Here is a 15,427-nt window from a genome sequence, read left to right on the forward strand (position 1 = left end):
TGGGCGGCGGAGATCCGCAGGGTCCTCCGGGTCTTCCGGGCCCACTGGGATCCGCCGACGACACCGAGGCTGGCAAGCGGAACGTTGATGCACAGCCCCCTCCACCAGGTGAAACAACTCGGAACCCGTCGTACTGGTCGGCCTCAACCCGGGTGAGCCGTCCACAGGAAGAGGTTGACCCGTGGCACGTCCCGAGAGACCGCTCGACCCGGAGTCCGGGCCCGTGCAGCGGCTCGCGCACGGCCTCCGTGAACTGCGCCGTGCCGCGGGCAGCCCGTCGTACCAGGTCATGGCCAGGACCGCCGGCTGCTCCGCGACAACGCTGTCCCGGGCCGCGGGTGGCGCGCGGCTGCCGTCGTTCGACGTCCTGCGCGGCTACGTACGGGCCTGCGGCGGCATCGAGGAGCTCGCGGAGTGGGAGACACGCTGGAAGGAGGCCGAGGCGGCCACCACAACCGCGGTACCGGCGGCTGCCGAGGAGGCCACGAGCGCGCCGTACCGGGGGCTCGCCCGCTTCGAACCCGCCGACCGGCATCTGTTCTTCGGGCGCGACCGGGCGGTGGGGGAGTTGAGCGGGCTGGTCCGCGACCACCGGCTGGCGGTGCTGTTCGGGGCGTCGGGGAGCGGGAAGTCGTCGCTGCTGCGGGCCGGGCTGATTCCCGTACTGCAGGAGAGGGCCGGGCGTCACAACAGCGGCGGTGGGCCGCCGGTGGCGCTGCGGATCCTCGCGCCGGGGGCGCGGCCCGCCGCCACCCACGGTCATCTGCTGGCGCCCGCCGAGGGCGAGCCGGAGAGCTGGGTGGTGGTCGACCAGTTCGAAGAGGTGTTCACACTCTGCCAGGACCAGGCCGAACGAGCCCGGTTCATCGACCTGCTGCTGGCGGCGCGGGACCCGGACAGCCGGCTGCGGGTACTGATCGCAGTCCGTGCGGACTTCTACCCCCGCTGCCTGGAACACCGTGGCCTCGCCGACGCGCTGCGCGGCGCCGCGCTCGCCCTCGGCCCGATGACGGCCGACGAACTGCGCGAAGCCGTCGTCAAGCCGGCCGCGACCGCCGGTCTGCTGGTGGAGCGGGAGCTGACCGCTCACCTCGTCGACAAGATCCTCGACGAACCGGGCGCGCTGCCGATGCTCTCCCACGCCCTGCTGGAGACCTGGCGGCGCCGTCGCAGCCGGATGCTGAGTCTGGCCGCGTACGAGGCGGCCGGCGGGGTCCGCGGTGCGATCGCGGCGACAGCCGAGGAGGTCTACGGCGGCCTCGACCCCGACGAGCAGGCCGCCGCGCGTCGGCTGCTGCTGCGGATGGTGGAGCCCGGGGGAGAGCCCGCCGGTCCCCATGGCCGGGAGTCCGGCGGAACCACCGCCGACACCCGGCGCCCGCTGAGCGCCACCGAGCTCGCCGAGTGGGCCGACCCCGAGGTGCCCGGCGTCGTCGAGCGGCTGGCCGGGGCACGGCTGCTCACCGTCGACGAGGACGGCGTCCAGCTCGCCCACGAGGCGCTGATCAGCTGCTGGCCGAGGCTGGCCGGGTGGCTGGCGGAGGACCGGGAGCGACTACGCCATCACCGGCGGCTGGCGGAGGCGGCCCGCGCCTGGCTGGAGGCCGACCGGGACCCCGGCGCCCTCTGGCGCGGCACCCGGCTCGACCTCGCCCGCGAGGAGTTCACGCACGACGACACGCTCACCGCGGCCGAGCGGGGCTTCCTCACCGCCGCCCTGGAGGCCCGCGACGCGGAACACCGTACGGCCGTCCGGGCCGCGCGCCGCTCCCGGCTGCTGCTCACCACGTTGTCCGCCGTTGTCGCGGTGGCCATGGCCGTCGGCCTGGTCGCGGTGACACAGGCCCGCGCGGGCGAGCGGCAGCGCACGGAGGCCGCCGCCCGCCGGGCCTCCGCGGTCGCCGACTCCCTGCGGACGACCGAACCGCGCACCGCGATGGGGCTGAGCGCCGCCGCCTGGCGGCTTGCCGAGCTGCCCGAGTCGCGCCGCGCCCTGCTCGGCGCCCTCGCCCAGCCCGAACTGGACACCTTCACCGCCCCCGAGCCGGGCGCCAGGTCCGCGCACTACCTCGTCGACGCGGGCCGGTCCCTGCTCGGTGTGGAGGGCCGGAACTGGCGCACCTGGGACGTGGCCACGCACCGCCGCACCGCCTCCGGAACCCTGCCGGCCGACGCCGAGGTGTTCGCCACCGGCCCCGACGCCCGCACGCTCGCGCTCACCGTGGACGACGGCATCCGGCTGTGGGACACCGCACGGGACCGCTGGGTGGGCGAGCCCCGGCCGCGGCCGAGCGGCACCACGTATCTCGCCCTCGGCGGCAGCGGACGCGGCTATGTGGTGGGCGACGTCCGGGCCGACGGCGCCGACGGGGTCGACGGGCAGGTGCAGCTGCGTTCCGTCGCCGACGGTCGGCTGCTGTTCGCCACGCAGGTGCCCGGCGGCGCCCAGGTCGTCCCGAGCCCCGACGACCGGTACATGGCCGTCTGCCCCGCCGGGAAGGCGCCACGGCTCTGGGACACCCGGGACGGCCGGGAGATCAGCGGGGCCTGGCAGCAGGCGGACGGACTGTGCGGCGACGGCGTACGGCTGCTGTTCGGCGGCGGGGCCCGCGGTACCGCCCAGCGGTTCGCCGCCGTCGACGCGAACGGTGTGAGCGTCTGGGACACCGGGACCCGGCGCGAGGTCGCCACCCTCTCCGACCCGGAGGTGACCTCCGCCGTGTTCAGCGCGGACGGGGCGTTCCTGGCGACGGTCAACGGCACCGGGATCACGGTCTGGCGGGCGGCGTCCCCCGACGCGCCGGTGTTCCACCAGCCCCTCGACGAACAGCAGGACTACGGCACCCTCGCCTGGGATCCGGACCACAGCACGCTGCGCTACCTGGACGTCGACACCGTCCACTCCTACGACACCACGACCGCCACCACGGCGGCGTGGCGCGAGGAGGCCCTGGCCGACGCGCTGCTCGCCCCTGACGGCGGCACGGTGGCCACCGCACGGCTCACCGGCGGCGGCTACCGCTTCGAGCTGCGGGGGACCGCCGAGGACACCGGTGCCGGTGCCGGGGACGGCACGCGCCGCGGCTCCGGCACCCAGGCCCTGCCCGCCGTGCCGCTGCCCGGCCCGGCCGACCCCGAACGGCCCGTCGTGGCGGGGGAGACGGCGCCGTTGATGGCGTTCAGCCCGGACGGCGAGATGTTCGCGTACGGGGTCTCGGCCCTCGCGCAGGACCCCGCCGAACAGCGGATCACCGTCTGGGACGTGGCCCGCGGCCGGGTCCTGGCCACCCTGGGGACGGCCCCGGCGCGGCAGTCCGCCGACAGCGTGCTCTCGATCGCGCTCGGCCCCGGCGGCCACACCCTGTACACGGCCCGCCAGAACGCCGAGGGCGGTGTGGTGAACGAGGTGTGGGACGTGACCCGGGGCCGCCGGACGGGCACGGTGGCGAAGCCGGCGGGCTCCCTGCTCGCGGTCCGCCCCGACGGCCGGCTGCTCGCCGGCGACAGCCGTGCCGTCCGCGTCCCCTCCGGCCGGCCCACGGAACTGGGCCCGGCCCCGGACGACGGGATCACCGCGCTCGCCTTCACCGCCGACGGCACCCGCCTCGCCGCGGGCGACCGCACCCGCCGCGTCACCCTCTGGGACGGCGACCTCGGCGACCACGCGGACATCCTGCGCGACGTCTTCCCCGACTCCCCGGCCGACAGCCCGGAGGAGATCGGCGCCGTCGCCCTGAGCCCCGACGGCCGCACCCTCGCCGTCGGCGGCGACGAGGGCACGCTGCAACTCTGGGACACGGACGCCCGCCAGCCCCTGGGCGGGCCCCTGCCCACCCCCGGCGAGGCGATCACCTCCCTCGCCTTCACCCCCGACGGCCACACCCTGTACGCGAGCGGCACCCACGTCCCTGTCCAGCCCTACGACCTCGACCCGGCACACGCGCTGCGACGCGTCTGCGCCCGCGCGGGGGACCGGGGCCTGACCCGGACCACCTGGCGGACGTACCTGCCGGACGCCACGTACCGGAAGGTGTGCGACGACCACTAGCCCCTCACCAAGTCAGACGCCCTGTCGGAGCTGATCCCGTGGACGCGCCCTGGAAGAGGCTGCCCAGCGCGGTCGTCCCGCGTGTGGTCGATGTCGAGCCGCTCTCCGGCGGCTGACCGTAGGGGCCCTCGTCGCATCCGGTCTCGCCTTGTCCCGAGGGTGCGGGTCGGTGGCGCCGCCGTGCGGTGCGTTCGGTCATCTGAACGGTGGCCTTCGACCGCGGGGCGGGAGGGGGCGTCAGGAGTGCGGCAGCCGGGGGGCGAGTGCCGTGTCGACGGCGTTCGCCACCATGTCGCTGTCCAGGTGCACACTGAGCACGAACCGTTGGAAGAGCAGAGGCCCGACCGGCCTGGGCGAGGAGCTCCCGGGCATGTTGGACGACTCCGGGCCGGAGTTCCCCGCGTGCGACCGCCGCCGCGAGCGCGTCACCGAAGTGTGCGTCGGCGCGGTCGAACGTCTCCTCGCGGATGCGGCGTAGCGTGGGACGGTCGGCAGCGACTTTGTCTACGGGCAGAGCGGTGACACGGTCTACGCCAGCGTGAGTTGCCACATCCCGGACTGAGTTCCACGGGCGCAGCCATGGCCGGCCGAACAGTGTCTGTCGGACAGCTTCACCGGCCATGGCTGCGCGTGCAGCCTGCGGACGAGCTCCTCGGGCACGTCCAGTCGTCGGCAGGGCAGGGGCCGAGCGCTTGCGAGAGGGCCTCCCGGGTCGCCTCTTCCTGGACAGCCAATCTTCGAGACAGATTGACTCACACGCTCACTCTAATACATGCTGTCTCATAGATCGGGCGGGCAGCCACCCGAGCTGGTCGGGACTGCCACGTTCCTCGACGATCCAAGGAGAGAGCCCATGACTGCGCGTATGCAGGAAAACGTCGTTGTCCTCCGCTTCGCCGACCGGGACGCCGCCTACCACGCCCTCGCCGGCCTCAGCTTGCTCGACTCTGCCGCGGTCAAGGTTCGGGGCGCCGTCCTGATGGAGCGCATGGAGGACGGCACGATCCGTGTTCCCGTGGCCATGGAAACCGGCGTGCGGGGCGACGCGGTCAACGGTGGGCTGACCGGTGCGCTCCTCGGCGTCCTCGGCGGCCCTCTGGGGATGTCGCTGGGGTGGGGTATCGGCGCGATCATCGCCTCGGGTCATGACTGCACGCGGAGCGGGGCTACGGCCATTCTCGCCGAGGTCGGGGAGGTCGACACCGATGCCCTGGACCTGCTGGCCATGGGCCACGACGCGATTCTTGAGCGCTCCCCGGCCGGTGTCGTACGAACCGAGCTGAAGACCATGAAGGAGGCGGCCGACCGGATCAGGAAGGGCACGGCGGGAAGCGACCTCGGCAGCGCGTGTGCCGTGGTCGGACAGTCGGCCGAGGGCTCTCTCCCGTGACGCGACAGCAGAGGCTTGCCGCGTGAGGGATCCGAAGGTCCCGGACGCCGCCTGGTGATCGGACGGGATTCTTCGACTGCTATTGCCCAAGACCGGAAAATGCGGCGGCGCGGCTGCCTCCCCGCCGGGGAGTGCCGATGCGTGGCGCGGTCTGCTCTGGGCGGAGGTACCTGACACACCCCCACCCCCCACCGGGTGTGCTCCCTCCTCCGCGGGATCTGTCCCGTGTGCGCGGAGTCGTGCGCGCGTACGGCAGGCGGATTCGACGGCGGGAGGGTCTGCAATAGCCCTCTTTCGCGGGCGGTCTGAAAAGCCCGTTCGCCCCAACTGGAGATCCGGCACCGTGATTCAGCCCCCCACCCTCGGAATCATCGGCTGCGGAAGGGCCGGCAGCGCGCTTGCCCGGCTCGCTGTCGCCGCCGACCTGAACGTCGTGGTCAGTAATTCGCGTGACCCTGGGTCGCTCGCCGCCCTCGTGGCGGAACTTGGCGCACATGCCCGTGCCGCAACGTCGTGCCAGGCCGCCCGTTTCGGCGACATGGTCGCCCTTGCTGTTCCTCTGAACGCCTACGATCGGCTCCCCGCTCCGGAACTGCGGGGAAAAACCGTTGTCGACCTCATGAACTACTACCCGGAGCGACACGGCAGGATCGCCGAACTGGACTCGGGAGAAGAAGCGACGTCCAGTCGTCTCGTCCAGAACCATCTGGTCGACTCCCGCGTGGTGAGAGTGTTCAGCGACATCGACTTCCGTCTCCTGCAGCCCGATCCGAGACGGGGCCCCGCGGACCGGAGCACTCTGCCGATCGCCGGCGATGATGCGGAGGCCAAGGCCGAGGTGACCCGGTTGCTCGGCCTCCTCGGCTACCACGCGTTGGACGTCGGGACCTTTGAGAGCAGCCGAGCCCTCGCAGCCCTGGCGATCGCCACCGAACAGGCCAGGGCTGTGACCCGGGTGATGGCCGAGAGGCTGGATGTCATTGCCCCGGGCGCTCCCGGATACGTGAACTGGCCCGCCGCTTCCTGGTCCGCCTCCACAAGGATCTGCCTGGCACCTCAAGAGCAGCGGATCATGGCGCTGGCGGCCGCAGGCCGGTCGGTGACGGAGATGGCCCGGGAGATGTACCTGTCGGAGAAGACGGTCAGGAACTATCTGAGCCGCATCTACAGAAAGCTTGGGGTGCGAACCCGAACCGAGGCGGTTCTCCGATGGCTTGGGCGCACCGATTCCCCTACGGCCGTCGCACCCGCACGAATGTGTGGGTGAGCGGACCGTCTGACAGGTGGAACGTGACCGGGGCATGCGGATCAGTCGAGGCCGCGTCCGCTCCTGGTCAGGGTGCGGGCGAGCCGGTCCAGATAGGCGCGGTGGGCGCCGAGGATGTCCCGCTGGCGGTCGGAATGATCGAGCGCAGCCGGGCCACGCCCTGCGCGCGGTCCTGGTACTCGATCGGTTCCGTGGTGAAGCCGCTGGAGATGTGGGTTGGCCCGTTCTTCAGGTGCGCGACGACGAGCCCCCCGCCAGGGCCGAAGTGGAAGCCCTGCTGAAGGTCCAGCCCGTCGCCGTGCACCATCCAGCGCAGGCTCATCCCGCCCACGTAGCGGGGCTGGTAGCGCTCGCCGAACACGTGCCGACGGACGGTCGAGCGGATGCCGTCGGCGCCGACGACCAGGCCGTAGTGCGCTTCGCCGCCGTCGGTGAAGGTCACTTCCACACCGGAGGGACCGTTGACCAGCGCGGTGACCGTGAGCCCGAGGGGCAGCAGGTTGACACCCTCGCGGCGCGCGGCATCCGCCGGCACGCCTGCCAGCTCCGGCCGGTAGAGCACCATACCGGCTGGCCGCAGACCCGACGAAGGGCCCTGGGAGGTCTGTGGACGCGGGCGCGCCCGGCGCGGGGAGGGTGTCGGGCGCGCCCGTGGGCGGGCGGCGTCAGGTGTGCCGCGGGGCAGGTCGGCTGATGAGGATGCCGCCGTGTCTGCGGGGCACGCCCGCCATGCGGAGTGGGCAGCGCGTTCCTGGGCTGCCGAGCATCGCCCGGCGTGAGCGCGCGGCAGGCCGACGACTCGGTCCGGCGCGGCGACGAAGCAGCGGAGGCGGGACGGAGGGGCGCGCGTCGATCGGCCTCGCGGTCCTGTCGGCAGACGTGACGAGGCAGTGGGACTGCGCTACGGGCTGGTGGGGATGCCTGGACCCGGTTGGGCGTCGCTCCCCGCCGCGAGCACGTGCGAACGGCGACCGCCACGGCAGCGGCGCGGCGCGCTGACAGCCCACGCAGGTTGGCGTCGCCCGGCCGTCCATGACGGAAGGAGGTGAACGGTCGGCTGTTCTGAGTCGTCGAGAGCAACCAGAACGCTCACGGACCTCCGCGGCCGCGCCGGCCGAGGAGGTCCGTGAGTCGCGGAGAGAGGGCTCCGGGCGTACGCGGCCGGGGACCTCTCAACGCCTGCAGTCGTATGTGCTGCCGCTGCTGACCAGTTGGGAACCGCCGTCGGCGAAGCACTGCCCTTCCAGAACCGTCCGCACTCCAGAGCGGTCGCGCCACACATAGGCGCCGTCCCCCCGTCCGGCGAACGCGGAACCGGCCCCCGCGATCTGGAGGCCCACCAGGACGGCTGCCGCGGCGGGTACGGCCCAACGGGCGCGACGGCTGCGCTTCGACACGATTTCAGGCATGGTCTGTCTCTCTCTTTGGTTCATCCGTACCGCACTTGCCGATTCTCGGAGCGGTGCAATTGACTTCCCCGCTGCGTCTGGACCGGCAGCGCGGAAACTCCGACTGGGGCCCTTGCGCTCTGCACAGGCGTACCAGCTGTCGCCTGACTCGATTTTCGCAGTGACTGTCGGGTGGCGCGTAGAGGCAAATGTCCTCAGTTCCGGTGCGGAGGTGCCATCTTCGACGCGCCGACCCAAATGAATGCAGGACCATCACGGAATCTCCTCGCAATTGTTCACCGGGCGCTGTTGGCCTGCAGAATCATCGAGATGTGACTGCCGTAACTCGTAGCAGACGAGCGTCACTTGAACGGTGCTCGGCATTCACTCGGCGGCACTTCCCGAAACGGAGCGGTCATGTCGGGCCTGCTCTCGGCCCACGGTCGTGCCCTCGTTCCTTTCTCGACAGCAAGGATTTCCATGCCCACCATCACCCCCCACAACGGCCCGATACCGGGCGTGAGACGAGTGGCCCGCGCGACCGCGGCCGTCGCGCTGACCGCCGCGCTCTGCGCGTTCGGCGCGCCGTCCTCCGCGTTCGCCACCGACGGTTCGTCCCACGACGCCCCGGCTGAAGGCACCCCCAAGTCATCGGCGGACAAGCTCGGTTCTGCCGACGCCGCGCTGCTCGCCGAGGCGAAGGCCACCGGCGAGAAGTACGTCACGATGATGATCGCCACCGCACCCGGTCGGACCGAGCAGGTCGCCAAGAAGTTGGACGCCGTCAAGGGTGGTTCCGTCGGCCGCGCTTACGACAGGCTCGGCTACGTACGGGCCACCGTGCCCACCTCCGGGGCGGACGCGGCCATCACGGCCGCCGCGAAGCTCTCCTCCGTGCACGCCGTCGATATGCGGCACGAGATGCGCGTCGACGACCCGCGGCAGGGCGTCGGCGCCGCCGGGCGCGATGGGGCGCAAGCGAGTTCGGACACCTATCCGGGGCCAGCGAAGGACACTCCGGCCGTCAACCCGTACAACCCGTCCTTCGAGACGGGCGCCGTCGCCTTCGTGAGGGACCACCCGAAGGCGGACGGCCGCGGCATCACCGTCGGTGTCCTGGACACCGGTGTCGACGTCGACCACCCCGCGCTGCGGAAGACCACGACCGGCGAACGCAAGATCGTCGACTGGGTGACCGCCACCGACCCGGTCATCGACGGCGACGCCACCTGGCGCTCCATGAGGACCGAAGTGTCAGGACCGGACTTCACGTATGACGGAAAGAGCTGGAAGGCACCGGCGGGCTCGTACCGCGTCAACGTCTTCCGCGAGTCCGCGACGGAGGTCGGCAAGGTCGAGGACGGCCTCCCTGACGGCGACGTGAACCGCGACGGTGACACCACGGACGACTGGGGCGTGCTGTACGACTCGGCGGCCGGCACGGTCACCGTCGATGTCGACGACGACGGCGACTTCACCGACGACACGCCGATGAAGCCGTACAAGGACGGCTTCCAGGTGGGGTACCTCGGCACGGACGACCCCGGGACCGGGATCGCCGAGCGCCAGCCGTTCGTCGTGGAGATCCGCGAGGACGTCCCGTTGGACCCGCTGGGCGGCTCCGACGTCGGCAAGAAGGCGGACTTCGTCAACATCGGCGTCGTCTCGGAGTCCCATGGCACCCACGTCGCCGGAATCGTCGCGGGGAACGGGCTGTTCGGCGGCGAGATGGACGGCGCGGCCCCCGGTGCGAAGATCGTGTCGTCCCGCGCCTGCGCGTTCGGGCCCACCAGCTGCACCAACATCGCCCTCACCGAGGGCATGATCGACCTCGTGGTCAACCGCGGCGTCGACATCGTCAACATGTCCATCGGTGGGCTGCCGGCGCTGAACGACGGCAACGACGCCACCTCCGAGCTGTACACGCGGCTCATCGACACCTACGGTGTCCAGCTCGTCATCTCGGCCGGCAACTCCGGCCCCGGCGCGAACACCATCGAGAATCCGGGCCTGGCCGACAAGGTGATCTCCGTCGGCGCGGGAGTCTCCAGGGAGACCTGGGCCGCCAACTACGGCTCCGAGGTGGCCGACGAGTACGGGCTGTTCACCTTCTCCTCGCGCGGTCCGCGCGAGGACGGAGGGTTCACGCCGACACTGGTCGCACCCGGCTCGGCGGTCTCCACCATCCCGTCCTGGATGCCCGGCAGCCAGTTCTACGAGGAGTACGCGGGCTGGAACCTGCCCGCCGGCTACGCCATGTACCAGGGCACGTCGATGGCCTCCCCCCAGGCCGCGGGTGCGAGCGCGCTGCTGCTGTCCGCCGCGAAGCAGCAGGGCGCCGACCTCAGCCCGGTGCAGCTGCGCACCGCACTCACCTCCACCGCCGTCCACATCAAGGGAGTTCAGGCATACGAGGAAGGCGCGGGCCGTATCGACATCCCCGCCGCGTGGAAGGCGGTCGAGAAGGGCGCGAGTGCCCACGACTACACCGTCCGGGCGCCGGTGGACACCGTCCTGGACCAGCAGCTGGAGATGCCGGGCTTCGGTACGGGCGTCTACGACCGCGAGGGCGGGCTGAAGGCCGGCCAGAAGAAGACGTACGACGTCACCGTCACCCGCACCTCCGGCCCCGACGGCCCCGTCCGCCACGAACTGCGGCTGGAGAACAACCAGGCCGACACCTTCGCGATCCTCGGCTCCCCGACGGCCGAACTGCCGCTGAACGAGCCGGTGACCGTCCAGATCCAGGCCGCGCCCGCCTCCGCGGGCATCAAGAGCGCCCGCCTCGAAGTCGACGACCCGGCCACCGAGGGCGTCGACCGGCAGATCCTGACGACCGTCGTGGTCTCCACCCCGGCCGAGTACACCTACTCCGTCCCGGGCTCGGTACAGCGCAACAGCGCGAACAGCTACTTCGTGACCGTCCCGGAAGGCGCCAGGACACTGGAGGTCAGGCTCGGCGGCCTGAAGGACGGCAGCTGGACGACCGCCGACGCACTCCAGCCGTCCGGGCTCCCCGCCGATGACGACGACCCCACGACGTCGGACGTCGCCACGTACCCGAACCCGCAGGCCGGAGTCTGGGAAATCGTGGTCGAGTCGTACTACGCCACGGAGCCGCTCGACAATCCGTACACCCTCGACGTCGCCGTCTACGGCGCGTCCTTCGACCCGGACCCCGTGACCGTGCCGGAGGCCGAGGCGGGCACCCCGGCCGCCGTCTCCTGGACCGCGACGAACGGATACGCGGCCGTGGACGGGACGCTCAAGGGAGGCACACTCGGTTCCTCGAAGACCGCCCGCCCGACCATTGCCGACGGTGCGACACAGACCACCACGGTCGAGGTCCCCGAGGGCGCCACATCGCTGGACGTGGCCATCGGCTCGCCCGCGGACAACGCCGCCGACCTGGATCTCATGGTGTACGACGCCAAGGGGGACCTGGTCGGCTCGGACGCGGACGCCGATGCCGAGGAATCCGTCTCCGTCGCCGACCCGGCCGCCGGTACGTACACGATCGAGGTGCTGGCCTACGACGTGCCGTCCGGTTCGACCGCCTTCGACTACCGCGATGTCTTCTTCTCGACCGCGCTCGGCTCGGTCACGCCGGACGGCTCGGGGTCGGTGAGGCTCGGCACGGGCGCCGCGACGACCGTGTCCGCACACGTCACAGCCACGGCGACCGTACCGGAGGGCCGCGACCTGTTCGGCGAGGTACACCTCGTGAACGACCGCGGGACGGCCGTGGGCGAGGGCACCGTGACCATCGGAAAGGTCACGCAGTAACCGCAGGCCCGGGCCACCGCCATCTGCCCATGCGGTGGTGGCCCGGGCAGGACCTGATCCCGGTGGCCCACGTGACGGCGGGCCGACAGCCGTGTCTCCGGCCGGACTCGGGTGCGCCGCGACTCCGGGTCTCAACGGTCCGCGAGCCCGAGGCGCCGCTCGCGGGTCGAGGCAAGCCGAACGGCCCGCCGGAAGTCCGGCGGGCCGTAGTCGGAGCAGGGGATCCTCGTGAATCGGGCCGTGAGGCAGTGATGTCACATGTGGACCGCGGGAGCGGCCTCGGAGTCCTGCTGCGGTGCGCCGCGCCGGTAGAGGACCAGGCTGATGACCAGGCCGACGACGAAGAGGGCGGCGGACCACCAGTAGGCGGTGGCGTAGGCCTCGTCGAGGCCGGCCTGGACCTGGACGGCCGGGTCCCTGGGGTCCTTGCCGACGAGGTAGTCGGTGGCGGCGCCGGTGGCGAGGGTGTTGAGCAGGGCCGTACCGATCGAGCCGCCGACCTGCTGCATGGTGTTGACGGTGGCGGAGGCGACGCCGGCGTCTGCCGGTCACCGTCGGAGAAGCCCAGGTCCTGCTGGGCCGAGGGGAGTGCGATGTTCACGATGGTGCCGTCCAGCACCACCATGAGCTGGGCCAGGCCGACGTCGCCTGGTCGCCCAATCCTTGGCCGAGTCGCGAGCCGAGTCCGATGCTCGCCACCCGGTCCACTCATGGCCTCAGGTCAGCAGCATCCCCAGGGCTGTGCATGGTGAACCTCGCCTTGGCTGTCTGATGAGCGACCTGTGCTGGTCATCCCGCTCAGCTCAGCGTCAGGTGCACGAGATCGATCTCCTGGCCCCGGGCTCGTGCGAAGCACCGGCTGAGCCCGGTCACCATGAACCCGCATTTCTCCAGTACACGGATGGATCCGGCATTGTCAGCAGCGGCGTCGGCGTGCAGCGGCCGAGTCCTCTCCAACTTGATCAGCTGAGCAAGTGCCTGGCTGGCAATCCCTTGCCCCCAGTGGGGTCGCCCGACGACATAGGTGACTTCACGCTCGGAGCGCGGGCCGAATATCGCGCCATGCCCCACGACCAGGCCGTTAGTACTGCAACCGCATCTGGCGTGACGGATGGTCGGCGGTCTCGTTGGTATGACTGTGTGCTGATGCGCTGACGGTTGAGCAGGTCGAGTCGTGGTCCGAGGGGGTGGCCGGGCTCCATGCCCGGTTCGCCCACCGTTTCGGCAGGTCGGAGCCCCGCGAGCGGGCGCTGGACTACCTGAACGGACTCGTCGCGCCGCTGGAGAAGAAGAACGGGTGGACGCTGTCCGAGCAGGTCGGGCAGCTCCGCCCGGACGGCGTCCAGCGCCTGCTCAACCACTCCGACTGGGACGAGAACGCGGTCCGCGACGATGTGCGCGACTTCGTCGTGGAGACCATCGGAGCCAAGAACGCGGTCCTGATCTGCGACGACACCGGTTTCCTGAAGAAGGGCACCAAGTCCGCCGGAGTCCAGCGGCAGTACACAGGTACCGCCGGCCGCACGGAGAACTGCCAGATCGGGACCTTCCTGGCCTACGCCTCCGCCAGGGGGCGGGCATTGATCGACCGTGAGCTCTACATCCCCGTTTCCTGGACGGATGACCGTGAGCGCTGCCGCGCAGCCGGGATCGACGACGAGATCCCCTTCGCGACCAAGAATGAGCACTGCAAGTGGATGCTGCAACGTGCCGTCGACGCAGGCATCCCGTTCGCGTGGGTCACCGCTGACGAGGCATACGGGCAGGTCAAGCACCTGCGGGTATGGCTGGAGGAACGCAGGATCGCGCACGTACTGGCCACCAAGGTCAACGACACCGTGACCACGGCGGACGGCGGCGACGCCAGGGTGGACCAGTTGGTCGCCGCCCTGCCCAGGCAAGCGTGGAAGCGGGTTTCCGGGGGCCAGGGCGCGCACGGCGAACGGATCTACGACTGGGCCCGCGTCGCCATCCGCCCGTACTGGGAGAACGGCTTCGGGCACTGGGTTCTGGCCCGCCGCAGCATCAGCGACCCCACCGAGATCGCCTACTACGTCTGCTACGGATCGGTGGCCTCCCGGCTGAAAGACCTGGTCAAGGTAGCCGCCGCGAGGTGGGCGGTGGAGGAGTGCTTCCAGACCGCCAAGGGCGAGTGCGGCCTGGACCACTACCAGGTGAGGCTCTACCGGGCCTGGTACCGCCACATCACCCTGGCCATGGCCGCCCTCGCCTACCTGACCGCCGTCCGCGCCGCAGAAGCCGCAAAAGGGGCGGAGCGGACGACGAGCAAGACCTCATACCCCTCAGCGTCCCGGAGATCCGCCGACTGATCGGCCACATCATCGTCACGCCCCGCCACCACAGCAACGACCATCATCTGCACTGGTCACGCTTCCGACGACGCAGCCAGGCCCGTGCCCGCCGCTCCCACTACAAACGCCGAGGCCACAACCCGCAGATGCGGTTGCAGTATTAGCCAGGACAGTTCGCAAGATCACTGCTGGATCGGACCGGACCTTCGCCCAGTGCTGGTCGAAGTGGCCCCGGTCGTAGTGATATTTCCTGGTCACAGCCGCCATCTGCTGCAGTTCCGGATCGGTCAACTGCTCCCAGAAGACCAGCAGGTCGCTGTCCTGAAGTTCGCGCAGGTATATTTTCATGGGCTCGGTGTCAGCCTCCGCGAGATCGTTGTCGAAGTGATCGGCTCAGCCTAGGGCCAGCTCACACCTACGGAACAACCTTTATGGAGGCCAGCTGTGATCGTCAGTCAGCAGCCTGCTCGGCCCTGGCCTGGGTCTGAGCGAGGCGGTAGGAGTCCGTGCCGGTCTCGATGATGTTCCCGCCGAAGGTGAGACGGTCGACGATGGCCGCGCAGAGCCGGGGGTCGGTAACGTTCTTGTCCCCCCTCCGAACCTTCGTTGGAGGCGATGGCGACGCTGTTCTTTTCCACCCTTTCGGTTAGTACCTGGAACAGTAACTCTGCGCCGTGTTTGTCGAGTTCCATGTAGCCCAGCTCGTCGATCGCGAGGAGATCGGCGCGTCCGTAGCGGGCGGTCGTCTTGGTCAGCTGCTTCTCGTCGGCGGCCTTGACCAGCTCGTTGACCAGCTTGGTTGCCAGGACGTACTTCACCCGGTAGCCGACCGTAGCGGCTTCGGTGCCCAGCGCGATCAGCAGGTGGGATTTTCCTGTTCCGGAGTCTCCTATGAGGCAGAGCGGGAGTCCCTTTTTCACCAATTCGCAGGACGCGAGGGTGTGGATCACGGCCGGGTCGATGTTCAGGTCGGCGTCGAAATCGAATTGCCGCAGGGACTTTTCCCGGGGGAATGAGGCGGCCTTGATCCGGCGCTCGGAGCGTCGGCGGGCCCCGTCGTCGCACTCGGCCAGCAGCAGTTCCGCGAGGAACCCGCGGTAGGTCATCTGGCCTTTGGCCGCGTCGGTGGCGATGTCGGCGAACTGGCTCCGGATCGTGGGCAGTCGCAGGGCCCTGCAGGATGCTTCGATGGCCGCGTGTCGGCGTACACCCGTATCTACTCGGGGCGGTACAGCC

General features: G+C 70.6%; 10 protein-coding genes and 2 pseudogenes. 5 read left to right on the forward strand and 7 right to left on the reverse strand.

Annotation, left to right across the window (positions count from 1 at the left end):
- Window positions 1-181 precede the first annotated feature (181 nt).
- A complete protein-coding gene (locus F9278_RS41425) occupies window positions 182-4,048 on the forward strand; it encodes an nSTAND1 domain-containing NTPase (RefSeq protein WP_152172905.1) in 3,867 nt (1,288 codons plus the stop codon).
- Window positions 4,049-4,285: 237 nt separating this feature from the next.
- Here the strand turns inward: F9278_RS41425 and F9278_RS48325 are convergent, their stop codons facing one another.
- Window positions 4,286-4,420 carry a hypothetical protein gene (locus F9278_RS48325; RefSeq protein WP_264300194.1) on the reverse strand — a complete coding sequence of 45 codons (135 nt, stop codon included), beginning with the start codon at window positions 4,418-4,420 and terminating at the stop codon, window positions 4,286-4,288.
- Between the two features lie 481 nt (window positions 4,421-4,901).
- Here F9278_RS48325 and F9278_RS41430 point away from each other — a divergent pair, with 481 nt between their 5' ends.
- Both F9278_RS41430 and F9278_RS41435 read left to right on the forward strand, forming a co-directional pair.
- Window positions 4,902-5,438, forward strand: a complete 537-nt coding sequence (locus tag F9278_RS41430; protein ID WP_152172906.1) for a hypothetical protein — start codon at window positions 4,902-4,904, stop codon at window positions 5,436-5,438.
- A gap of 343 nt (window positions 5,439-5,781) precedes the next feature.
- Window positions 5,782-6,705, forward strand: coding sequence for an NAD(P)-binding domain-containing protein (locus F9278_RS41435; protein ID WP_152172907.1), 924 nt, complete (start codon window positions 5,782-5,784; stop codon window positions 6,703-6,705).
- 67 nt (window positions 6,706-6,772) lie between these two features.
- On the opposite strand, the gene F9278_RS41440 is transcribed toward F9278_RS41435, so the two are convergent.
- Together F9278_RS41440 and F9278_RS41445 are read right to left on the reverse strand one after the other, a co-directional pair.
- Window positions 6,773-7,270, reverse strand: coding sequence for a Rossmann-fold NAD(P)-binding domain-containing protein (locus F9278_RS41440; RefSeq protein ID WP_152172908.1), 498 nt, complete (start codon window positions 7,268-7,270; stop codon window positions 6,773-6,775).
- 607 nt (window positions 7,271-7,877) lie between these two features.
- The gene (locus F9278_RS41445) at window positions 7,878-8,114 is read right to left on the reverse strand and encodes a hypothetical protein (RefSeq protein WP_152172909.1); all 237 of its coding nucleotides are present in this window, start codon (window positions 8,112-8,114) and stop codon (window positions 7,878-7,880) included.
- A gap of 459 nt (window positions 8,115-8,573) precedes the next feature.
- On the opposite strand from F9278_RS41445, the gene F9278_RS41450 reads away from it, so the two are divergent.
- Window positions 8,574-11,879, forward strand: coding sequence for a S8 family serine peptidase (locus F9278_RS41450; protein WP_193241863.1), 3,306 nt, complete (start codon window positions 8,574-8,576; stop codon window positions 11,877-11,879).
- A gap of 254 nt (window positions 11,880-12,133) precedes the next feature.
- On the opposite strand, the pseudogene F9278_RS41455 reads toward F9278_RS41450, so the two are convergent.
- Window positions 12,134-12,421, reverse strand: a pseudogene (locus tag F9278_RS41455) (MFS transporter); the annotation flags it as partial.
- Window positions 12,422-12,677: 256 nt separating this feature from the next.
- Window positions 12,678-13,013 (reverse strand): GNAT family N-acetyltransferase, encoded by a 336-nt coding sequence (locus F9278_RS41460; protein ID WP_152174434.1) that lies wholly within the window; start codon window positions 13,011-13,013, stop codon window positions 12,678-12,680.
- Window positions 13,014-13,030: 17 nt separating this feature from the next.
- Here F9278_RS41460 and F9278_RS41465 point away from each other — a divergent pair, with 17 nt between their 5' ends.
- A complete protein-coding gene (locus tag F9278_RS41465) occupies window positions 13,031-14,209 on the forward strand; it encodes an IS701 family transposase (RefSeq protein WP_152166950.1) in 1,179 nt (392 codons plus the stop codon).
- A 15-nt stretch (window positions 14,210-14,224) separates the two neighbouring features.
- On the opposite strand, the gene F9278_RS46565 is transcribed toward F9278_RS41465, so the two are convergent.
- Both F9278_RS46565 and istB read right to left on the reverse strand, forming a co-directional pair.
- A complete protein-coding gene (locus F9278_RS46565) occupies window positions 14,225-14,539 on the reverse strand; it encodes a hypothetical protein (RefSeq protein WP_193241864.1) in 315 nt (104 codons plus the stop codon).
- A 103-nt stretch (window positions 14,540-14,642) separates the two neighbouring features.
- Window positions 14,643-15,381: pseudogene (gene istB, locus F9278_RS41475) on the reverse strand (IS21-like element helper ATPase IstB).
- Window positions 15,382-15,427 lie beyond the last annotated feature (46 nt).

The organism is Streptomyces phaeolivaceus (assembly GCF_009184865.1).
Lineage (GTDB): Bacteria > Actinomycetota > Actinomycetes > Streptomycetales > Streptomycetaceae > Streptomyces > Streptomyces phaeolivaceus.